Here is a 24,128-nt window from a genome sequence, read left to right as displayed (position 1 = left end):
AGCAATTAAATTATATATGAAAATGATTATCATTATAAGTGAGCTAAATCACACTTTTAATATTTTTTTAAATAAAACTATATAAATAATGAAAAAATGTCTGACCATAACCGATCAGACATTTTATTTATATGAAGGGGGATCAACTATTTAAGTTCAGCTAAGATTTCTTCAATCTTTGCAAGCTCAGATTGTAGACCACCGCCGCTTAAATACCATAGCGGACCATCTAAATATACGATTCTATTATTTTTGTAAGCTTCTGTTTTCTTAATAATTTCATTTTCTAAATCTTTTTGAATATTTGACGTACCGCCTACCGCAGCTGTTCGGTCAATGACGAATAATACTTGCGGATTAAATTTCAAAATGGCTTCAAAACCGAAATTAGAACCATGAGTTGATGCTTCAATGTCTTCTGTAACTGGTTTAAAACCATAAGTATCATACACATAACCAAAACGTGAATTTGTTGCAAACCCTGATAATTTACCTTCATTATACATAGTAACTAAAGAAGTTTCATAATTACTTGCTAAAGCGTTTATTTTTTCTAAAGCTTCATCAAATTTTCCTTTATATTCATCTGCTTCAGCTTCTTTACCAAACATTTTGGCTGCAATGTCTACAGAAGCTAAGAATGTATTCCAGTAGTCATCTTGAGATGTTCCGATATATAGCACAGGAGCAATTTCCTTTAATTGTTCATAAAAAGTCGCTTGACGTGCAGAAATAAAGATTACGTCAGGGCCGATTTCAGCGATGTCTTCCAATAAAGGCTCTTTTAAAGAACCGACATTTACATATTCATCATGAGCATATTTTTCAAGATGAGCAGGGAGGGTCGAGTCTTTTGGAACACCAACTACTCCTTCAACACCAAGAGCATCTAACGTATCTAAAAATCCATAATCAAAGACTACCATTTTTTTCGGCATTGACTCAAAAGTAACATCTTCAAATAAAACTTGACCAGCCTCTTCAGTTTCAGTTGAAGCAATTGTTGGCGATACAGTCATCGGATATGTAGAATCTTGTGCATTAGAAGTTGTTTCAACTTCTTTTTCCTCCGTTTCCGCCGCTTCATTGTTAACTTCTTTTGCAGACCCGCAACCTGCAAGTAGTAATGCTAACGCGATTGCGAAGACTGCATAAAAGTTTCTCCACTTTTTCATGATGATCTTGCACTCCTTATGTAAAAATATTTTTATGACAATGAATTTCATTATCATTGATAACGATTATCATTTTAAAACAGTATTTTAATAAGGTCAATATAGAAATTGAAAAATTTTATATTTATTTCTATTTTTACCAAAAAGGTTACCTAGAGAAATTTGACTCTAGGCAACCTGAATTAATATGCTATTGAATTTGAATGAAAATATACACAAATCCGACATCCATCTTGCTCTCTTATAGGAATATCCATATCATAAATTTCCCGTAACGTCTCAGAATTGATAATTTCATGAGTCGGCCCGTCTTTTACAAGTCTTCCATTCTTTAATGCAACAATTCGATCCGAGTATACGGAAGCGAAGTTAATATCATGCAAAACGATAATGACGGTTTTACCGAGATCATCCACAAGTTTGCGTAAAATTTTCATTATTTGAACAGAGTGTTTCATATCTAGATTGTTTAAAGGTTCATCCAAAAGTATATAGTCTGTATCTTGTGCAATAACCATTGCTATAAACGCCCGTTGTTTTTGACCGCCAGACAATTCATCTAAAAAGCGATCTTGAATATCGGTTAAGTTCATATATTCGAGAGCTTGGTTAATAAATTTTTCATCTACATCATTTAAACGCCCTTTTGAATACGGATATCGTCCAAAGGCAACTAGTTCCCTCACCGTCAAGCGCACATTAATAAAGTTTGTTTGTTTCAATATAGATACTCGTTTTGCAAACTCAGATGATTTCCACTTTTTTACATTATTTTTATCAAGGAGCACTTCCCCAGTATCCGCATCTAATAAACGGCTTACCATTGATAGAAGTGTTGATTTACCGGCACCATTTGGCCCAATAAAAGATGTAATTGTCCTAGGCTTAATTGTTACCGTTACATCTTCTACAACCGGCTTTTTTCCAAATCGTTTTGTCAAATTTTTAATTTCAATCATCCCGCAGCCCTACTTTCCTTTAATAGTAAGTAAATAAAGTAAATGCCGCCAATAAAGTTAATGATGACACTTAATGTTGTACGCAATTCAAAAATATGCTCAACGAGAAATTGTCCACCAACAAGTGCAATAATACTTAGCAAACTTGCTCCCAATATTAAAACAGAATGTTTATAGGTAACCAAAAATTGGTATGAAATATTTGCGACAATTAAACCAAAAAATGTTATCGGCCCAACAAGTGCTGTTGATGTTGCAATTAATACCGATGAAAGAATTAAAATATTCAAAACCATTCGGTCATAATTTACACCAAGGTTGATTGCATTTTCTCTTCCAAGCGACATGACATCGAGACGATCCATTATACGGAATCCATATAGGAACGATATAAACAAAATAAAGATAGAAATATACAATAACTCTGCTTTCACATTAGTAAAACTTGCAAATAAACGGCTTTGCAAACTTAAATATTCGATTGGATCAATTAATACTTGTAAAAACGTCACAAAACTACCTAATAGCGCTCCTAATATCATACCGATTAAAAGCAGCAAATAAATAGGGTGCTTATCTGCTCGAAATAAGAAACGATACAAAAGAAGCGCAAACAAAACCATTGCAACTAAAGCAATTCCAAAGTTTAAATATTTATTTAACACCCAAACAGACATAGACCCGGCAAAAAAGTAAATGAGCGTTTGCACTACTTCATACATCGAGTCTAGACCCATAACGGATGGTGTTAAAATTCGATTTTGCGTGATCGTTTGAAACACAACCGTTGAATAAGCGATAGCTATACCTGTTACAACCATCGCGGAAACTTTAATTACTCGTTTAGGAAAAGCATAGTCAAATCCACCCTTAATATCATAAAAGCAGTATAACAAAACGCAAATGATTGAAAGAGCCGCGAGTATGGCAAGTTTTCCTTTATTTTGCATATGCTCTCCCCCTAAATAACATCGTTAAGAAGATCGCACTGCCAATGACCGCGACCGTAATATTAACTGGTATTTCATAAGGATGGATAAGGACTCTTCCTAAAATATCGCAGATTAATAGAAAGACGACACCTAATGCCGCAGTATGAGGGATTGTCTTTTGTAAATGATCCCCTAAATAGAGTGAAACAATATTCGGGACAATTAACCCTAAAAACGGAATCACACCAACGGTTAATACAACTGTTGTTGAAATGATAGCTACAAGAATTAGACCAGTATTTAATACAAACTTATAACTTAATCCTAAGTTTTTAGAGAAATCTTCCCCCATTCCTGCAACTGTAAACTTACTCGCAAATAAATAAGCGATAATTACAGCTGGAATACTTACATAAAGCAACTCATAACGGCCAGCAATAATTAATGTAAAACTTCCCATTAACCATGTTTGGACATTTTGCAAGAGATCTGTTTCATATCCAAGAAACGTTGTTATTGCTGATAAAATGTTCCCATACATAATCCCAATTAAAGGAACAAAAATGACATCTTTAAATTTAATGCGATCTAAAATTTGCATGAACAACAAAGTTCCAATTAATGCAAAAACGAAACAAAAAATAATTTGCTGCATATAAGTTGCTTGAGAAAAAAATAACATCGAAATTAAAATGCCAAGTTTTGCAGCATCTAATGTACCTGCAGTCGTTGGCGAAACGAATTTATTCCGACTTAAAGACTGCATGATTAAACCTGCAATACTCATACCTGCTCCTGCCAGAATAATAGCGATTAACCGGGGAACACGGCTAATTAAGAAGATTTGTACTTTATCAGATTCAAAGTCAAGCAAATCTGTTGGCTTAATGTCGATCGCTCCGATAAACAATGAAATAAATGACAGGATGATAGCAGAAATGATCAACACCCATAATCTCATCTGTAACCCTCATAACTATGTTTATGTATTTTTTAATTGGTAAAGCAATTCATTATCATTTAAAATATTAACAAGAATGAGAATCAATGTCAATAAAAATGGAAATATCATTCATTTTTCTCACACTCTCTTCCTTTTGAATTTATGATGCCTTTACATCAAATCCTAAAGTTATTTTTCAATGAATTCGTGTGTGAACTAAACCTCACTATTTTGAGAATCACCAATGATGGGCATCTTTCTTTCTGTCCGATCCCGCCACTGTTTCGGACATTTAAATCTTATTCAGAAATGGATCATAGTATGTTTTTGCACGTAAAAAACTTAAATGCCCTTACAAGAATAATTGACAATCTAATTAACAAGCTCAAAATACATCGTTCATGTATGTTATCTAGTTAAATTATGTAATGAGCACTTTAATAGTCATTGAAGATTTCCTCAAGTATAATATCCGACAGAGATTTTTTCATAAGCTAAACGAAAATGAATCTTTATAATATTAATTTGCATTGAGAAAGTGTGGGAAAAAGGTGATAAAAAGATTACTGAAAAATAAAGGTTTTGTAAAACTCATGCTCGCTCAGATGATTTCCAGCATAGGTGATTGGTTAAGTTTAGTGGCGGTAGTTACACTTGCAGGCTTAAAATGGAATGCTTCACCATTGGAAGTATCAATGCTATTTTTATGCTTGGCTGCACCGATGGCACTTTTTGGCCCTATCTCTGGAATAGCAGCAGATCGGTTTAATAGAAAAACATTAATGGTACTATCTGATATGTTTCGTGCCGGACTAATCCTTCTATTAGCCAATGCTCATACAATTTGGATTGTATATATATGTTTGTTTGCAATCGGTTCATTTTCTTCCGTTTTTATTCCTGCCAAAAACGGTCAATTAAAACAAATAGTTTCTGATCATGAAATGAAAAGTGCCATGTCAATTTCATCGATCATCGATTCATGCACGAAAGTGTTAGGTCCTTTGCTTAGTGGAATATTTGTAGCTGCATTTGGAACTAAGCCTGTTTTTTATATTGACTCGCTCACCTTTGTTATCTCGGCGATATTACTCTTGTTATTACCTACTACTGTCCGTTCCCCTCTGGGAAAAAATCATGTAGAAAAGAATATAAAAACATCATTTCGAACTGATTTTTCCATCGGATTTTCTTATATGAAAACTAATAAGTTTCTATTTATCGGTATGGTATTTTTAGGCACAAGTTTATTGCTTATACAACTTGCAGATTCACAACTGATTGTTTTAATAAGGGAACTACCTGATGCATCACCTGATCTTTTTGGATACTTAGTAACCGGCTCTGGTATCGGAATGTTTTTCTCTGGCCTACTCTTAACGAAAAAAACCGATTACAGTAGTCTTCCTTTAATGATTATTGGCTTTTTAGGATTAGGGGCAAGTTTTGGTTCGATGGCATTATTTACATTTTTGAATACGCACTTATCGATTGTTTGGATGCCAATCCTAGGTTTTTTAGCAGGATTTTCTACAAATTTAATATTTGTCCCTTATTATGCATCGGTTCAAATAGAAACACCAGTCTATATGACAGGCCGTGTATTTGGAGTCATTCATAGTATTGCAACTACAGCAACTATTTTAGGTCCTTTGCTCGGAGGTTGGCTTTCCACAGTCTTTGGAGTTCTTCCTGCATTTATTATTTCATCATCGCTTTTAATACTTCTCGCCTTTACGGGCATCCTTACAAAAAGTAAAATCGAAAAATAAAAAATGCAAAGAGGATGCAGAAAATACAAATACCCTCTTTGCAATTTTTTTCTACCTAATTTTTTAATAACAAGTAAATAAAATACGGTGCACCAATTAATGCGGTCATAATTCCTGCTGCTATTCCCTCAGGGTCAGCTAAATTTCGTCCAATTGTATCGGCAAGCAATAACAGCCACCCACCGATCAGAATAGCGATTGGAATAAAAAGGCGGTGTCTAGGACCTACTAATGCTTTAGCGATATGAGGAGCCAGTAATCCGATAAAAGCGATTGCACCTGTTACTGATACTGCAGCTGCCGCTAGCGCAACCGCCGTTAATAAAAGGACGAGCCTCTCTCTTTCAATTGCTACACCGACACCGATGGCGGTTGGTTCGCTTAAATTCAGCAAATCCAACCGATTTGCTTTATATATTGTAAATGGAAGAAGAATAATTAACCACGGCAATAGGGCTAAAATAAAAGGCCAATCTGTACCCCAAATTGTTCCTGCTAACCATTTCGCAATAAAATCAACTTTTTGAGGTTCTGAAGAAGAAATTAAAACGATCATTGTTCCGGCTAACGCCATTGAAAAACCGACACCTATTAAAACCAATCTTACCGGTTGAACACCGCTGCCTTTCGTGTAGGAAAACAAATAGATTAATAGGGCCGCAACAAGCGCTCCTAAAAAGGCAACAACTGGGAGCATATAAATAAATGAACCCACATCAATCGGAAAATATAAAAAGAAAATGGAAATCGCTACACCTGCTCCAGAATTTAATCCGATCATCCCCGGGTCAGCAAGATCATTTCGTGTAATCCCTTGTAAAATAGCACCTGATACAGCCAGTGCCATACCAGCCAAAAGAGTAATGCAAATACGTGGCAATCGAATAGAATATAAAACAAACTCCTCTTTAAAAGTCCCTTCCCCTAAAAGGATCGGGATCAACCTGTTGTAGGAAAGAGAAGTATAGCCCAAACCCATACTGATGATAGTCGTTGCCACGATCAAAATAATAAGAATGATCATGTATAAGCGCTGTTTTTTGACTACACTCGGATGTATCATGAAAAAACCCTCCCTCCTTTACGGACGATAATAAGGAAGAAAGGCAAGCCTATCATTGCAACAATTGCCGGCACCGGTGTTTCAAACGGTGCATTTATAGTACGACCAAGCAAGTCTGCCAAAAGCATAAAGGTAGCTCCAATAGTTGCGCACATCGGTAAAATATAACGGTAATCCGTTCCAACTAATGCCCTTACAATATGTGGAATCATTAATCCAATAAAAGCAAGGTTTCCTACTAACGCAACGGAAGCACCTGCAAGCATAATCACAATAATAAATAAGATCAATTTTACTTGAGTAACTTTTTGCCCTAATCCAATGGCTAGATCTTCATTTAAGCTAAGAATCGTAAGTTGTTTTGAATAAACAAGTGATAAAATAATACCACCAAAAATAAATGGAACAATCACTTGCAGCTGATCCCATGTAGTTCCGATCACACCGCCAGCGCTCCACATCGAAACTTCTTTAGAAATTTTAAAATAAATGCGGATGCCATCTGCGATCGCATAAAGAAAAGCCGATACAGCAGCACCTGCCAGAACGATTCTTAGTGGAGAAAAACCTCCTTTTTTGGCAGCACCAATACCTACAACCATAATGGTACCAACAGCGGCACCGAGGAAACACGCAATCATTATGACAAAGTAATTGGCCGCAGGGACAAGTGCAATTGTTAGTGCTAAAGCCGCATTGGCACCAGCCGTTAACCCGAGCAAGCTTGGGTCTGCAAGGGGATTTCTTGTTACACCTTGCATTATGGCACCAGCGATTGAAAGTCCTGCACCAACAAACATCGCCCCGATTTCTCGGGGCAAACGAATTTCTCTAATCATAATAATCGTATCTGTTTTTACTTTTGAAGTTAGTGCTAGCCATACTTCTTTCAAACTAGTCTCGGCTGCACCCAAAACCATCGATAGAAAAAAGACAGCTAACAATAATAGAAAACTCAAAACAAATTTATAAACAAATGGCAAAGAATGCATTTTATTTATCATAACAAATCATCTCATTTTCTTTTGTAAACTATTAATTTCCTAGAAAAGAATTTATGAAGAAATCTAATTGATATTCCAATGTAATTGGATCATTGAAATAAAACTCTTTCGAATTTGCAACAAATACTCGATTGTTTTTCACTGCAGGAATATTTTTATAAGTTTCTGAATCCATAAAAGAAGTTTCCTTTCCTTCTTCCTTACTAATAATTAGATAATCCCCAACAAATTCAGGGAGGACTTCTAAAGATATTGTATAGTACCCTTGTTTTAACGCTGTTTCCTTGACTTTTTCAGGCATATTCAACTTCATTTCTTGATAAAGAATTTCCGTTCCCCGTCCCCAGTTGTCTCCAAAAACATAAAGCTCTTTATCAAAATGTTCAACAACAGTAACTGTGGCATCTTCTCCAATTTTTTCTTTAATTTTTTCCCCAGCTTCTTGGGCCCGTTTTTTGAAATCATCAATCCATGCTTTTGCTTCTGCTTCTTTATTCAATAATTTTCCGATTTCTAAGTGTTGTGTTAAATAATCGAGTTTTCCATATGTATATGTAACAACAGGAGCTATTTCTTTTAATTTATCTACATTTTTCATTGTAGAAAGACCAATAATTAAATCAGGCTCAAGTTCAAGAATTTTTTCCAAATTTTCATCTGTTACTTCCTCTACACCTTCTAGGTTAAAACGAGGATTCATTTTTGCCCAAGGATCAACTCCAACGACAGGAACATCTAATGCAAGCACATTCCCGGTAAAAGATCCTATTACAATCACCCGCTTCGGATTTGCCGGAACTTCCACAGGACCATTTTCCGACTGATATGTAATCATTTCTTCTTGGTCATTTTGTTCTGAACCGGTTTGGTTGTTTTTGCTATTTTCTTCTCCGTTATTAGCGCATGCTGCCAACATAATCGTTAACAACAGCAGAAATGGCATGAGTAGTTTTTTCATTTTGTTCCTCTCCTTTTATTAAGTCATAAGTTATGCACATTGGTTTATTTGTTCTTGGGTCCCTTCCGATGACGGCATCAATTTGATAAACCGTCTTTAACACATCACGGGTAATTACTTCTTCACAAGTTCCAGCTTTTACAACTTTACCGTCTTTCATCGCAATGATGTAATCGGCAAATCGGGCTGCTTGGTTCAATTCATGTAAAACCATGACAATCGTTCGTCCCTGTTCCCTATTTAAACTTTGCAACAGTTCTAATACTTCAAGTTGATGAGCCATATCTAAATAAGTAGTCGGTTCATCAAGAAAGATCATATCTGTCTCTTGAGCGAGAGCCATTGCAATCCAAACACGCTGGCGCTGCCCGCCTGAAAGAGCATCGGCAGGATGATATTTATATTCTGAAAGTTTTGTTACCTCAAGCGCCCAATCAATGACTTCTATATCTTTAGTTGTTAAACGGCCGAAGCCTTTTTGATATGGAAAGCGTCCATAAGACACTAGCTCCCCAACGGTTAATCCTCTTGCATTTTCTTGTGTTTGAGGAAGGATCGCCATTTTTTTAGCAAGTTCTTTCGTATTTTCCTTTGTAATACTCTTTCCATCAAGTAAAATAGAGCCAGATTGATGAGGAATGATACGAGTAATTGCTTTTAATAAGGTCGATTTTCCGCAACCATTCGAACCAATAATTATAGTGATCTTTTTATCTGGGATTTCAATACCAAGATCCTTTACAATTAAACGATCACCATAACCGACTTTTAATGCTTCTGTACAAAGGCGTGCCATAAATGAGCCTCCATTATTAAAATATGTAAAAAATGAAAATCATTTTCAATATTATTCATATTTTAATATAGTAGTATTGATAATCAATGTCAATAGAAGTCCTTTAAATACTGCTTTGTAGAACTTTTAATTGTTTGTTAGACCGGTCGAAAAATAATACTTACCTACCTGGCTAGTTTTTAAATTTTAGGTATTCTTGAATGGTTGTTGCTTCTAAATAAAAATTCTATCTGATAAAAATAGAATTATGAATTCCAATATTCTGAAGGGGAATTTTAGATGGGAAAACTATCTAAATCGTCAAATGATAACGCTCTATTTGATGTATGTGGTGGCGTAGCAGATTCTTTGGAATATCTCGTTTTTTAGTACGTTTCATTTTTTTCCTTACATTTTCAATTTCAGTATGGATTTATTTGTTTCTCGTTTGGAAATTGGATGAAAAACCGACGCTTATTTATACAAGATTGAATGTTGATACGCTGAAATAAATATATGCCCGACTTGATTTTCATATACGTTCAAGAGAGCAAAACTTATTTCGCTTTCGAATTTCTATTGCTGATTCTAAAAACGCATGGGACACGGACTAAAGGCTCAATTCCTTCCGTGTTGAGATTCATGTTCTTTAACTATTCCCCCTCTCCTTTTTGCTTTGCAAATTACGAAAAGATTCGTTCTAACTTGCCTATGAACGGACAAAAAACAAGAGGAGAAAATCACCCTCTTGTATGAATTTGCTTTCTTATTTTGTCTCCCCACTAACGATTTCTAAATTACCGACACCAACCTTAACATTTATGTTGATATTACTCTTTTCCTTATTATAAGCATCGTTTACAAATATATCTTTACTTTCAGCCGTTAAACCGTATGCATTCACTTCACCAATCCCGCTATTAACAACTATTTTTGCACCTATGCTTGTTGGAACAATTAGCTTCACATTCCCGACACCTGCTTCAATATTTACATCAAACGGCTTTTTGTAATTTCCACTTAGATCAATAGTTGTCTCACCAACGCCTGAAATAATGTCAGCTTTTTCTAATTGTATATTGCGTAAATCAAGTACATTGGCTCCTGCTCCTGTTTTGACGTATAGTTTTGTCGGGATAGATTCATTTAATATAATTTGTCCCAGATACTCTAACCCTTTCATATTTCCTTGAGGAACATTCATATTGCTTTGATAAATAGAAAGCTTGCCCGTTTTCTCTGAAACATTGTAATCTATAATTGGTTTTAGCTTTTCGACATTATATTTGAAATCAACATCAAAAGCAGCTGGTGTTCCTCCTTTAATCGTTATATCACCCACTCCAAACCTTATGGATACGTCTAATTGTTTTTCATCCTGTACATTGATGCTTTTCTTTTCTGTTTGTACCTCACCTGTTTGTACGCCTCCACAGGCCGTTAGGATGAGAAATGGAACAACGAAAAAGGTCATCCATCTTTTTTTCATTTTTTTGCCTCCTTGCATCTCAAGTCCACTTCTATGATTATAGCAAAAAGAAATTGTCCTAAATGTAGACAAATTTAACAATTTTTATAATCTTAAATTTGCAAATTACAAATAAACTCATACACTCAATTTCAATTGTATAATTTGATCAAAAAATACCCAAATAAGTTAAATAACATTTTCATACTCTTCCACACTAAAAAGATCTTATCAAATGGATTAAGTGTATTCATTTTCCTAATAAAAATAAGAGGCTTTCCAACCTGTGGAAATCCTCTAAAAGATTGTTGCAAGATCAAGGATTGATTAACGACCTTATTTTTTAATTTTTTAATTCTTTTTCAAATTCTGCAATCATATTGAGTATAAATGTGGCAGAATGTCGTGCTGCTGTTTCTAAAAATTGTTCAAAAGAGACATTGGATTCTTTTCCAGCGATATCTGATAACGCACGAATAATTACAAATGGAACATTAAACACGTGACAAACTTGAGCAATCGCCGCTGCCTCCATTTCTACTGCATAAATATCGGAAAACTTGCCGCGAACAAATTCGACACGTTCTGGATCGTGCATAAAAGAGTCACCCGTTACGATTAAACCTTTTGCAACTTTAATATCAGTAATTGATTCCGCTGCTTTTTCAGCTTTTTCAATTAGTTTTTCATCTGGTATAAATCCTGGTGGCATTTGTGGAACTTGCCCATACTCATACCCAAAAACAGTTACATCGACATCATGATGTCTGACGTCTGTTGAAATAACAATGTCACCAACATTCAGTTCAGTATGATAACCTCCCGCAGAACCTGTGTTTAATACATAATCAGGCTTAAAATGATCCAATAACAATGTTGTGCCGATGGCAGCATTTACTTTACCGATTCCCGATTTCAATAAGACAACATCAATTTCACCAATCTTTCCAACCGAAAACTCGCTCTTTGCAATTGTTATATCTTGGCGATTTGAAATTTTTTCTTTTAAAATCGCCACTTCTTCATCCATTGCGCCAATTATCCCAATTTTCATAAGCTTACCCTTGCTCCTTTTCTATGTATCTCATTTATTTTAAGATATAGATTGTACGGTCACTATTATACTTATTGCGAATAGGAGAAAGCAAACAATTCTACGAAGAAAGGGTGGTTTAATGGAATTTAAACTCGACGTAATCGAAGATAAAATTGAATTTTTCGAAGCCTATGATCTAAAAACATTAGAAAAGAAAATAAATGAACAGATCGAAAACAATAAAGCTATTCTATTAACTGTCCATTCTGTCCAACATCAATCCCATATTCTTGATGAATCAGGCAGAACTTATTATACGGCAGTTGTTCATTTTAAGTTAAAAAAATAAGGGCTCTTTTAAGCCCTTATTTTTTACCCGTTATTATTAGGTTTTATTTCCGTTCCATCAACTTCCTCTACGTTAACAGCTTTCCATCCTGTTTGTTCATTCCATTCTAATTGCACGCGGTAATAGAATTGTTTGTCTTTTGTACTAACGGTAGACACTGCTTTAGTAGGTGAACCGCCATTACCTAACCACCAAATGATCATTTGATCTTCCGGCAAACCTGTTGCAACACTCACTGCAGCAGTCATTTCAATCCAATCTTTTGATCCTTTAGTAAAATCGGTTGAATGTTTAACTTGCTGATTGGTTTGGCCTGTGTCAACCCCATCATTTATTTGTTCCTCGGAAGGTAAACGGGTTGCCTCTTGATCTTCAAACCAATTATTGTTATTTACTTGGATACCGGAATCAGTTTGACCTTTATTTTCATTTATGTTCGTATATGGATCTTCCTGAACGTCTATATCTTCATCAGAATCGGTTTCATTAGTCATTTCTTCATCTTCATTAATAGATTGGTCTTCTTGTTCAAGTGCATCACTTGTTGTCTCAATTGAACCATTTGTTTCTTCCGATGAATCTGAAAACATATTAACTACACTAAAAAAAAGAATTACGGCTATTATGGCAATACTTAAGCTAATGAGACGCTTCCTGCGTTTTCGAACCCTATTTTGAAAACGAGGTCCTTCAATTAGATCATCGAAATGCTTTTTCATCGTTATAGCCCCCACTTGCATCTTAAACTGCTTTACCTCGTATTCTACCATTATTTTGCACTATCTTAAAGTGATTTAACTATTAATAGGAAAATGGGTCCATTTATATGTCGATCATCCATTAACCGATTGGTATATGTTTAAAATAATTTTTTCAACAATTTCATATGTTTTAGCTTCGTTCTCCCGCACATCCAAATCAACAACGACTAAAGCGTATTTCGGATATTCGACAGGGAAATAGGCGGCAAACCATTTGTTAACGAATCCTTCACGGCCGGTTTCGGCTGTCCCAGATTTTCCGGCTACTGTATAAGGTAATGTATTAAATCGTACGCCTGTACCTGATTGTACAACTTCCCGCAACAAATGTTGCAGTTTATCAATCGTATGAGATGATAGTTGTTCCCCTTCTAAATTTTGAAGTGGAAAAGAAAATAAAGTCGTTCCGTTTTTATATTGAACTTCTGATACTGCCCGGACTTGTTTTTTCTCTCCACCTCTTGCTATTGTCGCCATCATATTTGCAACTGCAAGAGGACTTAAGCGAACTTCTTTTTGGCCAATAGCCGTTTGATTAATTGCTTTTTTAACGTATTTATCTTTTTGATCTCCCCATATCCGGCCTGTTTGTTCCTCTGGAAATTGTTTAAAATTACCGAAATGGAAAACATCGCCATGCCAACCGATACGGCCAATAAGTCCCAGTTTGGCTGCATATTGTTCCATATAATCAGGATTTTCGGCCATTAGTTCCTCAGCCAATTTTGCGAATGTGTAATTACAGCTTTTGGCGAAGCTCTCTTCAAAATTTAACAGACCCAACTCCCTCTCGCTCCCTTTTTCTCCATAAAGATTTAAATTGCAATCATATATCCTGCTATTTACTTTCAAATTGCTTTCAATTGCTGCAGCAGCAGTTACAATTTTAAAAATAGAACCTGGAATTTGCGGTAAAATCATTGTATTTATCCCACCTGGTTCAGCCAAAGGATTTTTATCATTCATCTTAGGACGGCTAGCCAGCGTCAAAATATCACTCGTTTCAACATCAAGTAAAACGACGCCTCCTTTTTTCAAACCTATTTTATCTAGCTCTTTTTCTACCATCGTCTGCAAAGACTTATCTAAAGTGGTTTTTATGGCTGTTGGATAAAAAGGATTGGCCGGAGCTGTATATTTAACATCAAGTCCAAACAATGGCCCTCCTAACTGGTCGACATGATAAAGAAGCTTTGATTCTCCTTCTGGCAACAGAAATTCGTCAAATGCTCGCTGTAGACCAGTAATCCCGATTGCAGTGTCAGGGGATATTAAACTGTTTTTCAGTTTTTCCGGATAGCGTTCCTTAAGCAGTTGATAATTTTGCCGAACAATCCCTATTAAATGCTCTGCTAATCGTTCATCGGCTGGAACTTGTTTATATACAGCAAAAACACCAGGAATTTTTAAAGCGTTAATTTGATCTTTTTGCAACTCGGTAAGTTTTAAAGGATATTTGCCCCCAAAAGCAAATGGTGTTTTAGCCTGTTCCACTGCTCTGATCAATTCCCGCTCCGGAACACCGATAATTGCGGCAATTTTATCAGATGGCCAATCCATTCCTTTCAAAAACGGAAACAATACTAAACTAGGATAATAATCATTCGTGATTGCATCTCCGTTCCTGTCAATAAACCGCCCACGCCCGTCATCTAAAACAATCGCTTGCGTTCTTTGTTTAACGCTTGCTTCAATTAGATTAATGTGATGTTTTGAAAAAGATTCTGTTTGAATCAATTGAATTTGCGCAAGACGCCCAATAAGTGCCAATAATAAAATCATCGTACAAACAATAAAAATTTTTGCTCTCTTTTTGACATGCATAAAAAAACACCTCATCAACATTGTTGACGAGGTATCGATTGTTAAAACATTTTAAAGTTTATTTCACATCTTTTATACGGACTTTAATTTCGCCACCAGGCGTTTGGACGATTACTTCTTCACCAACTTGGCGTCCTAGCAAGCTCATGGCCATTGGGGAATCGTTTGAAATTTTTCCTTCAAACGGGTCTGCTTCGGCACTACCTACAATCGTATATTTTTCTTCTTCCTCTTCACTGCCATCAGGCAAAATTTCTGCAATAGTTACTTGTTTCCCAAGAGTAACGGTATTCGTATTTTCATTATCAGATTCGATAATAACCGAATTGCGAATCATTTTTTCTAACATAGCAATTCTTGATTCTACAAACGCCTGTTCATCTTTAGCAGCATCATATTCGGAGTTTTCTGAAAGGTCACCAAATCCACGGGCAATTTTTATGCGTTCAACAACTTCTTTTCTTTTTTCAGTTTTTAAATATTCCAATTCCTTAATTAATTTTTCTTTTCCTTCTTCCGTCATATAATAGCTTTTTTCTTCTGCCATATCCCTTCACTCCTTTATATCATTAGTTATGTATATTCAAATGATCGATAATTGTATGGCCCCCATACTTTAATACAATTATCATATGGATACTTTTTATATCCTATTATAAATTTAACAATTCATCAATATCTGTTTTTGAAAAGGCTTTCCTTTTATAAAAACATAATCCTGCTCTAGCACAAATATGTTTTCATTTTTAAAATATTTTTGAAAGGCTCCCATCTGTACGAGAGCCAATCAAAATACAAGGACACAATCGCCTTTTCGGTTCGTTACATCTCTTTTCTCATCATATTGTACAAGAATACTGGTTTGTCCACTTTAAATTTCACAATTTGAAGTGGATGACGTGCTGCATCTAATTCTTCGCCTTTTTCATCCCAAATTTTATCAATTTTCATTTTATAATTGTCGATTTCAGGACCGAAAAATTCCACTTCATCTCCTGGTTTGAAATAGTTCCTTTGCTGCAAAGTCACTATTTTTGTTGTTGGGTTGTAATCAAGAACCATTCCGACAAAATCATAAGTTGTTTTTTTGCTATGTTGTCCAAACATCTGTTCTTTATATCCTGGAAAACCTTCGAAAAATGCTGGAGCAGTATCACGGTTAGCGCATTTATCAAGCTCTTTCAGCCATTCTTCTTGGATGACAAAGTTATCTGGATCAGCGCAATAGGCATCAATTACTTTTCGGTAAACACTGACAACGGTAGCAATATAATGAATTGATTTCATGCGGCCTTCAATTTTAAGACTATCAATGCCAAGTTCAATCATTTTTGGAATCGAAGTGATCAAATTCAAATCTTTTGGACTCATCGCAAACGGCAAATCTTGTTCTTCAAATTGAGGAATTTCTATAATATTCCCATTGTTTCTTTCGAGTTTATATAAATCATAATCCCAACGACAGGATTGACAACAGCCTCCGCGGTTCGAATCGCGTGCAGTCATATGATTGCTCAATGTACACCGGCCGGAATAGGCAATACACATCGCTCCGTGGATAAACGTCTCAATTTCAATATCAACTTTTTCTTTAATTTCCCTAATTTCTTCAGCACTCAATTCACGGGCTAATACGACACGTTCAAGCCCTTCTTCTTTCCAAAACTGAGCGGCTTTCCAGTTCGTCAGCGATTGCTGTGTACTTAAATGACGTTCAAGTTTTGGAGCCACCCTTTTGCATGTTTCAATAATAAGCGGATCTGCAACAATGATTCCTGCAACACCCACTCTTTCAAGTCCTTGTAAATATTCTTCAAGTCCTGGAATATTTTCATTATGTGCATATATATTGGTTGTTACATATATTTTAGCTCCGTATTTCTTGGCAAATTCTACGCCTTCTGCCATCTCTTCAAGCGTGAAGTTATCGGCATTTGAACGAAGCCCGTACTCTTGTCCGCCAATAAAAACTGCATCAGCACCATAATGAACGGCAATCTTTAATTTTTCCAAGTTGCCTGCTGGTGCTAGAAGTTCTGGCTTTTTTACGATGACACGCTTGCCGTCAACAATCGTAGAAATTTTGTCAGCTAAGACTGTCAATTCCCAACACTCCTTTCTTTAGGGGATGGAAACATAAGAGGCGTCCCCATATCAGTAAACTGTTTCTTTATAGAAAAATCCTGTATCAAGCGGGCGGTTTACCGGCTGAATGGCTTTAATTTCAGCGACCAGCTGTTCTTTCAAATCTTCATATTGATCACGGTCTTCGATGCATAAATCGATCGCTTTCCTGTAAAGTTTCGTCATCTGAATAATATAGTCCGATGACTTTAAAATACCGTCAATTTTAAATGAGTCAATTTCAGCATCTATAAGCTCTTCAAGATCATCGATGATGCAAATGTCCCCAGGACTCATAATATGGGTGCCATTGCTATCTTCAAATATTGGATATTTGTTATCTCGTTCTTTATCATGCAAAAATAGCATTTCTTCCTTTGTACTGTTTTTTATTTCCATTTTTTTGCCTTGGAATTCAAAGTAATTGCCAATGAGCGGACGTCTAGATTGAAACATTGCAGTCATACCATGCACTTGAACTTCAATTTCAACTTCTGCATTTTCTTTTATTTCGACGATTTCATCCATATTTAGCTCTCGGGCTAATACGGCACGTTTCGCTCCTTTTCTACCCCAATAATTACACGTATACCAGTTCGTTGCTGTAGTTTCTGTACTCCAGTGCAACTTCATATTTGGGGCAACTTCCCGTACGGTCATTAAAACAGCCGGGTCTCCGAAAACGATCGCATCTGCACCACTTTCATTTACAAATTGAATGTAATCTTTTAATTCATCAATTTTATCATTATGAAAAATGGCATTGACAGCCACATAAACTTTCATTTGATGTTGGTGACTAATCTCGATCGCTTTCTTTAAATCATCTTTTTTAAACTCGCCAGCAAGGCGCAATCCAAAACGCTCTTCCCCAATTAAAACCGCATCAGCACCAGCCTGTGCCAATAGCTCTATATCTTGTATACATGTAGGCGTAACTAATAGTTCAGGTTTCTTCATTTCCTTCACCTCTTACTGCTGATGGCAATCCCATCGCCAACTGTTAAAATCATTGTATCGAAGTCAGGATGTGTCATCAGCCATTCATTATAAGCTTTAATTTTATTAACCATGGTTTGATGACGTTTATTATCTACATTATCATTTGCCACAAAACCTTTGAATAAAACATTATCAGAAAAAACAACCCCGTTGGCACTCAAATGAGAACTGTATATTTCAAAAAAACGGCGATATTGGCCCTTGGCAGCATCGATAAACAAACAATCATACGGACCATATTCTTGCACTTCTGCCTCCACTTCAAGGGCATCGCCATAAATGACTGTGATTTGCTTTTCCAAATTAACTTTTTTTATATTTTCAAGCGCAATTTCATAGCGTGACCGGTCGCGCTCTATCGTGACAATTTTTGCATGCGGCAATTCTTTCGCCATTCGAATCGCTGAGTAACCGATCGCAGTTCCGATCTCAAGAATTGCTTTCGGCTTAAGCAGTCTTAATAGGTGAAGCATTGTTTCGATGCCCACCAGTTCCATGATTGGTACCCCATGCTCTTTTGCATACAATTCCATTTCTTTTAGAGCAGGTTCCCGATCACGTATAAGGCTTTCGATATAGCGAGTTACTTCGCTTGGAACAAACAAATAGGTAAACCTCCTTCAACTTATCCAGTCTATTATCGATATGGCTGTACTGAATAAATGGAAAACACTCAAGATATTGTATCACAGCGGCAAAGGGAATGCTAATTGAAAGCTTCCGCCCCCAAAAAACATTCCCTTTCCTTTTAAAAAATTTTTTCATTAGAAACTTTTTCTATATTCATCCCATTCATGCTTGTACATATTTTTAATCTTATTGTGTTCATTTAATGTTGCCGTAAAAATTGTTTCCCCATTTGGCCTTGAATAAAAATACAAATAGTTTCCTTCAGCAGGGTTTAAAGCTGCTGCCATTGAAACTTCACCTGGACTTGCAATTGGTCCTGGTGGAAGGCCAACATGCTTATAAGTGTTATATGGAGAATCAACTTCTAAATCCTCATAGGAGATACCTACTTGATGCTTTCCTAATGAATATAAGACAGTAGGATCTGTTTGGAGAGGCATATTTTTTTTCAAGCGATTGTAAAATACAGATGCAATATTTTCACGGTCTGTTTTTTCTGTTGCTTCTTCTTCAATTAAAGAAGCAATTGTCAAAAATTCATGAACGGAAAGGTTCTTTTCTTTTACTTGATCGAGATACTCTGAGACGACACTTTCTGTCTTAGCAATCATACTCTCAATAATTTCTTCAAGTTTCGGGTTTTCTTCATAAAACTCGTAAGTTGCCGGGAACAAATATCCTTCTAACGGATGGCGAATATTTTTGTTAAAAACATCGTCCGATAAAATGGATGGATATTTTTCGATTAAGCTTTCAACATATTTTTTATTATCAAGTTTGGCAATAATTTCTTTTTCTGTATAATTTGTTTTTTTCGATATGATCGTTGCTATTTCTTCCAAATGCTTTCCTTCCGGAATGATAATTGTAAATTCTGGCTCTTTTAAAACTTTCCCTGTTTTTAAATGAGCAATGATTTCCCGAAATTCCATAGATGGACTTAATTCATAATCTCCTGCTTGAAAGCCAGATTCATTTTTAAATTTGACATAATAGCGAAAAACAGTAGCATCTTTAATAATTCCATTTTCTTCGAGAATTTGAGCAATTCCTCGAATAGAAGAACCGATTGGAATCGTAACATTAATTTTCGAATGATCTTCCTCATTCACTGGCTTCAAAGCAGAATTTATATAAAAATACCCAGCTATTGCACTTGTGACAACAATAAAAGCAATAACTGATATAGCGATAGCAACAATTTTTCTGACAAGGCGCGCTTCTTCAGCACGTTCAACAAATTTCGGATCGTAATCTTTTTTATTCGATTTCTCCAAAAATGTTTCCTCCTTCCTATCCGTAATATTATACTATATTTCCTACAAAATTCGAGAAATTTATTGAAAAATTTATACAAAAGATTCGACATATATACGTACTTTAAAGATTATCATAAAAATATAATAGGCGAACCAACTATTGGTTCGCCACATAAACAGACATATATTTTATTCTTCTTCCTCTTCCATTTCTTCCGTAAAAGTGTTTAACATTTCTTCGACCATGTCCCATTCTTCATCAGTTTCTATCGGAAATAAAGACAGGTCATCTTCGTCACTACCGTGATCCTCATAACGGAAAGCAAAAACTTCAACTTCTTCCTCGTCTTCACTTGCTCCAACAGGCTCTAAAACGATATAAGACCGTCCTGTTTCCTCTACATCGAAAGTGAATAGTACATCAAAAAGATGTTCTTCACCATTTTCATCAGGGATAATAATTCGTTCTTTTTCTTCTTTTGCCATTTTTATTCTACTCCTTATTGTTTACTATCAAGATATCCTTGTAAAATCATAACTGCTGCCATTTTATCGATCACTTTTTTTCGCTTTTTACGGCTGACATCTCCGCTTAAAAGAATTCGTTCAGCCTCCATCGTGGAAAGCCTTTCATCCCATAGAATGACTTCAATTTGAAATGTATTTTTGAGGAGTTCTGCAAATTGAAGACAAGCTTCACCCCGTGGTCCAACAGAACCATTCATATTTTTTGGTAAACCGACAACAATTTTTTCGGGATGATACTCATCTATAATTGTCTTTATTCTGTCAAGACCAAAATTATTCCGCTCTGCATCAATTTTGATTGTTTCTAATCCTTGAGCTGTCCAACCAAGTTCATCACTGACAGCAACCCCTATTGTCTTTGTACCTACATCTAATCCGATTACTCTCATTCGTTCATGCCTTCCCGATGGGTCTTTAAATAGGATTTCACTAATTCCTCTATTAATTCATCCCGTTCAATTTTCCGAATTATATTCCTTGCATCTTTATGACGTGGAATGTAAGCTGGATCACCCGATAACAAATAACCGACAATTTGATTGATCGGATTATATCCTTTTTCTTTCAATGCTTCATAAACTGTGATAAGGACATCTTTCACATTTGCATCGACCGGATCTTCTTGAAAGTTAAACCGCATCGTTTTATCCATTGAACTCATATGGACACCTCCGTTATAGAAGATAGGGGTGGGGCTTCGAACGTTCAAGCCGACCGACACTCTCCCACCCTAAATTCTTGTCCAATTTTATTCCATTGTACACTAATTTAGTTCAAAAGACACGACTTTCCAAATGAAAATTCATTTACGAAATAGTTTTCATCCATTCTTCTGCATATTGCAGGGCAGCTTGTAATTGATCAGGATTTTTTCCTCCCGCTTGCGCCATATCAGGACGGCCGCCACCCCCTCCACCGCAACGGGAAGCAACTTCTTTAATTAAATTGCCAGCATGATAACCTTTTTCGATAAGATCTTTTGTTACACCGGCAATTAAATTCACTTTATCGCCATTTACTGCACCTAAAATGATGACCGCAGAGCCTAATTTTTGTTTTAAATCATCAACCATTGTGCGCAAGCTGTTCATATCTTTTGCATTAACTTTTTTCGCCAAGAGTTTAACTCCATTAATTTCTTTTACTTCATTCACAAGATTTGCTGATTCGATATTGCTCAATTTTGCAAGAAGCGATTCATTTTCACGCTGCAATTGACGCATTTCGCTTTGTAAAGCTTCAATTCTCATTGGCACTTCTTTCATATTTGTTTTTAATTTCACAGCAGCAACTTTTAGCAAATGAATTTGATCATTCATCAACATATAAGCTGCTTTGCCTGTGACTGCTTCAATACGGCGTGTTCCAGCTCCGATTCCTGATTCAGAAACAATTTTAAATAAACCGATTTGCGCTGTATTTGTTACGTGGCATCCACCGCAAAGCTCAAGGCTATAATCGCCAACTTTAACAACACGGACAATCTCGCCATATTTTTCTCCGAAGAGCGCCATTGCTCCCATTGCTTTTGCTTCTTGTAAACCTTTATATGAAATATCAACTTCTAGACTGTTCCAAATTTTTTCATTCACAATCGCTTCAATTTGTTCAAGTTCTTCTTCTTTCACTTGTCCAAAGTGTGAGAAGTCAAAACGTAAACGGTCTGGAGCAACTAATGAACCAGCTTGGTTAACATGAACTCCAAGTACATCTTTTAATGCTTGGTGCAGCAAATGTGTAGCCGTATGGTTTTTAATAATAGAATTTCGCTTTTCTTCATCGATCTTAGCGATGACTTTTTCTCCTTTTGATAAAATACCTTTTTCAACAACTACTGTATGAAGATGCTGTCCGTTCGGTGCTTTTTGTACGTCTTTTACACGAAGAGTTAGATTATCGTTTACCAAATAACCTTGGTCGGCAATTTGTCCCCCTGATTCAGCATAAAAAGGTGTAACATCTAAAATAATTTGTGCTTCTTCACCGGTTCCAACAAGGTCGGCATAGTCATTATTTTGTAAAACGACTTCAATCCGCGCCTCTGCATTTGTATGGTCGTAGCCAATAAATTTACTTTCAATTGTAATATCGCGTAGAACACCGCCTTGAACTTGCATGGAACCTTCTTCATGGCGTGCTTTGCGAGCTCGTTCGCGCTGTTTTTCCATTTCTTCTTCAAATCCGTCTTTATCGATCGTCATTCCTTCTTCTTCAGCATATTCTTCTGTAAGCTCAAAAGGAAAACCGTATGTGTCATATAGACGGAAAACATCTTTGCCAGGAATGACTGTGCTTCCGCTTTCCTTAGCGGTTTTAATAACTTCTGAGAGAATAGACAGACCTTCATGCAATGTCTCGTGGAATCGTTCTTCTTCATTTTTAATTACTTTTTGGATGAATTCTGTTTTCTCTTTTACTTCCGGATAGTAGTCAACCATGATTTCACCAACGACCGGAACTAGTTCGTACATGAACGGGCGATTAATGTTAATTTGTTTTGCATAGCGAACCGCTCTGCGTAAAAGGCGGCGCAATACATACCCTCGCCCTTCATTTGAAGGAAGCGCACCATCGCCAATCGCAAAAGTTACAGTACGGATATGGTCGGCAATAACTTTAAACGCAACGTCTTTTTCAGGATCTTCGCGATATTTTTCACCTGAAATTTCTTCCGTCGCTTTAATAATTGGCATAAAAAGATCTGTATCAAAGTTGGTCGGAACATCTTGCATGACTGATGCAACACGCTCTAATCCCATACCTGTATCAATATTTTTCTTAGGCAGCGGTGTATACGTATGATCTGGATTATGATTAAATTCAGAAAATACAAGGTTCCAGATTTCTAAATAGCGCTCATTTTCTCCTCCTGGATATAATTCAGGATCGTTCGGATCATTGCCGTATTCTTCACCGCGATCAAAAAAGATTTCCGTATTCGGACCGCTTGGACCTTCGCCAATATCCCAGAAGTTTCCTTCCAAACGGATGATTCTTTCAGCAGGAATGCCGATTACATTAAGCCAGTATTCATAAGCTTCTTCATCTTCCGGATGAACAGTAACTGATAATCTATTTGGATCAAGTCCTAGCCATTTTTCATCGGTTAAAAATTCCCATGCCCATTCAATTGCTTCTTTTTTGAAATAGTCACCAATAGAAAAGTTTCCGAGCATCTCAAAAAAAGTATGGTGTCTTGCTGTTTTACCGACATTTTCAATATCATTGGTACGAATTGACTTTTGAGCATTGCAAATACGCGGGTTATCTGGAACAACGCGACCGTCAAAATATTTTTTTAACGTTGCAACCCCACTGTTAATCCACAATAATGAAGGATCATCATGTGGAATTAGAGAACGGCTCGGTTCAACCGCATGCCCTTTTTCTTTGAAAAAATCCAAATACATTTGCCGTATTTGAGCGGAAGATAGCTTTTTCATTATTAAACCTCCTATTTTTTATCGCTTTATATTAAAAAAACTCTCATCCCTACAGTTTACCTGCAGGGACGAGAGTTTAAGTTTCTCGCGGTACCACCCTGTTTATGGAAATTAACTTCCATC

General features: G+C 36.1%; 23 protein-coding genes and 1 other annotated feature (1 of these 24 cut by a window edge). Of the genes, 2 read left to right on the top strand and 21 right to left on the bottom strand.

The features are described 5' to 3' along the window. Nucleotides 1-146 precede the first annotated feature (146 nt). The 4 genes from HR057_RS00380 to HR057_RS00365 form a co-directional block, all read right to left on the bottom strand. Complete coding sequence (locus tag HR057_RS00380) at nt 147-1,175, bottom strand: siderophore ABC transporter substrate-binding protein (protein ID WP_173729421.1); 1,029 nt, start codon at nt 1,173-1,175, stop codon at nt 147-149. Between the two features lie 182 nt (nt 1,176-1,357). Beyond that, the gene (locus HR057_RS00375) at nt 1,358-2,134 is read right to left on the bottom strand and encodes an iron ABC transporter ATP-binding protein (RefSeq protein WP_173729420.1); all 777 of its coding nucleotides are present in this window, start codon (nt 2,132-2,134) and stop codon (nt 1,358-1,360) included. Continuing rightward, entirely contained in the window at nt 2,131-3,084 is a 954-nt protein-coding gene (locus HR057_RS00370) for an iron chelate uptake ABC transporter family permease subunit (protein WP_173729419.1), read from the bottom strand. Before HR057_RS00370 ends, HR057_RS00375 begins: the two co-directional genes overlap by 4 nt. Beyond that, nucleotides 3,074-4,027, bottom strand: a complete 954-nt coding sequence (locus HR057_RS00365; RefSeq protein ID WP_173729418.1) for an ABC transporter permease — start codon at nt 4,025-4,027, stop codon at nt 3,074-3,076. Before HR057_RS00365 ends, HR057_RS00370 begins: the two co-directional genes overlap by 11 nt. A 533-nt stretch (nt 4,028-4,560) precedes the next feature. Here HR057_RS00365 and HR057_RS00360 point away from each other — a divergent pair. Next, on the top strand, nt 4,561-5,781 hold the full coding sequence (locus HR057_RS00360; RefSeq protein WP_173729417.1) for an MFS transporter: 1,221 nt from the start codon (nt 4,561-4,563) through the stop codon (nt 5,779-5,781). A gap of 55 nt (nt 5,782-5,836) precedes the next feature. Here the strand turns inward: HR057_RS00360 and HR057_RS00355 are convergent, their stop codons facing one another. From HR057_RS00355 to mtnN, 6 genes are all read right to left on the bottom strand, one after another. Further along, a complete protein-coding gene (locus tag HR057_RS00355) occupies nt 5,837-6,844 on the bottom strand; it encodes a FecCD family ABC transporter permease (RefSeq protein WP_173729416.1) in 1,008 nt (335 codons plus the stop codon). Next, nucleotides 6,841-7,848, bottom strand: a complete 1,008-nt coding sequence (locus HR057_RS00350; RefSeq protein WP_173729415.1) for a FecCD family ABC transporter permease — start codon at nt 7,846-7,848, stop codon at nt 6,841-6,843. Before HR057_RS00350 ends, HR057_RS00355 begins: the two co-directional genes overlap by 4 nt. A gap of 31 nt (nt 7,849-7,879) precedes the next feature. Next, complete coding sequence (locus HR057_RS00345) at nt 7,880-8,806, bottom strand: iron-hydroxamate ABC transporter substrate-binding protein (RefSeq protein WP_173729414.1); 927 nt, start codon at nt 8,804-8,806, stop codon at nt 7,880-7,882. Beyond that, a complete protein-coding gene (locus HR057_RS00340) occupies nt 8,745-9,602 on the bottom strand; it encodes an ABC transporter ATP-binding protein (protein WP_173729413.1) in 858 nt (285 codons plus the stop codon). Before HR057_RS00340 ends, HR057_RS00345 begins: the two co-directional genes overlap by 62 nt. Before the next feature lie 745 nt (nt 9,603-10,347). Beyond that, on the bottom strand, nt 10,348-11,070 hold the full coding sequence (locus tag HR057_RS00335; RefSeq protein WP_173729412.1) for a toast rack family protein: 723 nt from the start codon (nt 11,068-11,070) through the stop codon (nt 10,348-10,350). A gap of 322 nt (nt 11,071-11,392) precedes the next feature. Continuing rightward, nucleotides 11,393-12,103, bottom strand: a complete 711-nt coding sequence (mtnN, locus tag HR057_RS00330) for a 5'-methylthioadenosine/S-adenosylhomocysteine nucleosidase (RefSeq protein ID WP_173729411.1) — start codon at nt 12,101-12,103, stop codon at nt 11,393-11,395. 121 nt (nt 12,104-12,224) lie between these two features. Here mtnN and HR057_RS00325 point away from each other — a divergent pair, with 121 nt between their 5' ends. Next, nucleotides 12,225-12,434, top strand: coding sequence for a YrzA family protein (locus tag HR057_RS00325; protein WP_173729410.1), 210 nt, complete (start codon nt 12,225-12,227; stop codon nt 12,432-12,434). A 23-nt stretch (nt 12,435-12,457) separates the two neighbouring features. Here HR057_RS00325 and HR057_RS00320 read toward each other — a convergent pair whose 3' ends face one another. The 11 genes from HR057_RS00320 to alaS form a co-directional block, all read right to left on the bottom strand. Beyond that, nucleotides 12,458-13,153 (bottom strand): YrrS family protein, encoded by a 696-nt coding sequence (locus HR057_RS00320; protein WP_173729409.1) that lies wholly within the window; start codon nt 13,151-13,153, stop codon nt 12,458-12,460. A gap of 114 nt (nt 13,154-13,267) precedes the next feature. Next, nucleotides 13,268-15,019, bottom strand: coding sequence for a peptidoglycan D,D-transpeptidase FtsI family protein (locus tag HR057_RS00315; RefSeq protein WP_173729408.1), 1,752 nt, complete (start codon nt 15,017-15,019; stop codon nt 13,268-13,270). Nucleotides 15,020-15,077: 58 nt separating this feature from the next. Further along, on the bottom strand, nt 15,078-15,566 hold the full coding sequence (gene greA / locus HR057_RS00310) for a transcription elongation factor GreA (RefSeq protein ID WP_173729407.1): 489 nt from the start codon (nt 15,564-15,566) through the stop codon (nt 15,078-15,080). A 275-nt stretch (nt 15,567-15,841) separates the two neighbouring features. Then, complete coding sequence (locus tag HR057_RS00305; RefSeq protein WP_173729406.1) at nt 15,842-17,122, bottom strand: peptidase U32 family protein; 1,281 nt, start codon at nt 17,120-17,122, stop codon at nt 15,842-15,844. A gap of 51 nt (nt 17,123-17,173) precedes the next feature. After that, nucleotides 17,174-18,103, bottom strand: a complete 930-nt coding sequence (locus tag HR057_RS00300) for a peptidase U32 family protein (RefSeq protein ID WP_173729405.1) — start codon at nt 18,101-18,103, stop codon at nt 17,174-17,176. A 5-nt stretch (nt 18,104-18,108) separates the two neighbouring features. Further along, complete coding sequence (locus tag HR057_RS00295; RefSeq protein WP_230474299.1) at nt 18,109-18,750, bottom strand: O-methyltransferase; 642 nt, start codon at nt 18,748-18,750, stop codon at nt 18,109-18,111. A gap of 159 nt (nt 18,751-18,909) precedes the next feature. Continuing rightward, nucleotides 18,910-20,052: an endolytic transglycosylase MltG gene (gene mltG, locus HR057_RS00290; RefSeq protein WP_173729404.1), complete on the bottom strand. Its 1,143-nt coding sequence runs from the start codon at nt 20,050-20,052 to the stop codon at nt 18,910-18,912. A 171-nt stretch (nt 20,053-20,223) separates the two neighbouring features. Further along, complete coding sequence (locus HR057_RS00285; protein WP_173729403.1) at nt 20,224-20,520, bottom strand: DUF1292 domain-containing protein; 297 nt, start codon at nt 20,518-20,520, stop codon at nt 20,224-20,226. A 14-nt stretch (nt 20,521-20,534) separates the two neighbouring features. Further along, complete coding sequence (gene ruvX / locus HR057_RS00280; RefSeq protein ID WP_173729402.1) at nt 20,535-20,951, bottom strand: Holliday junction resolvase RuvX; 417 nt, start codon at nt 20,949-20,951, stop codon at nt 20,535-20,537. After that, complete coding sequence (locus HR057_RS00275; protein WP_173729401.1) at nt 20,948-21,223, bottom strand: IreB family regulatory phosphoprotein; 276 nt, start codon at nt 21,221-21,223, stop codon at nt 20,948-20,950. Before HR057_RS00275 ends, ruvX begins: the two co-directional genes overlap by 4 nt. 145 nt (nt 21,224-21,368) lie before the next feature. After that, nucleotides 21,369-24,005 carry an alanine--tRNA ligase gene (alaS, locus tag HR057_RS00270; protein WP_173729400.1) on the bottom strand — a complete coding sequence of 879 codons (2,637 nt, stop codon included), beginning with the start codon at nt 24,003-24,005 and terminating at the stop codon, nt 21,369-21,371. Between the two features lie 61 nt (nt 24,006-24,066). Continuing rightward, nucleotides 24,067-24,128: a binding site (T-box leader), on the bottom strand; it runs 179 nt beyond the window's last position.

Source organism: Calidifontibacillus erzurumensis (assembly GCF_013303125.1).
GTDB lineage: Bacteria > Bacillota > Bacilli > Bacillales > Bacillaceae_J > Calidifontibacillus > Calidifontibacillus erzurumensis.
This window is presented reverse-complemented; position numbering and strand designations above follow the sequence as displayed.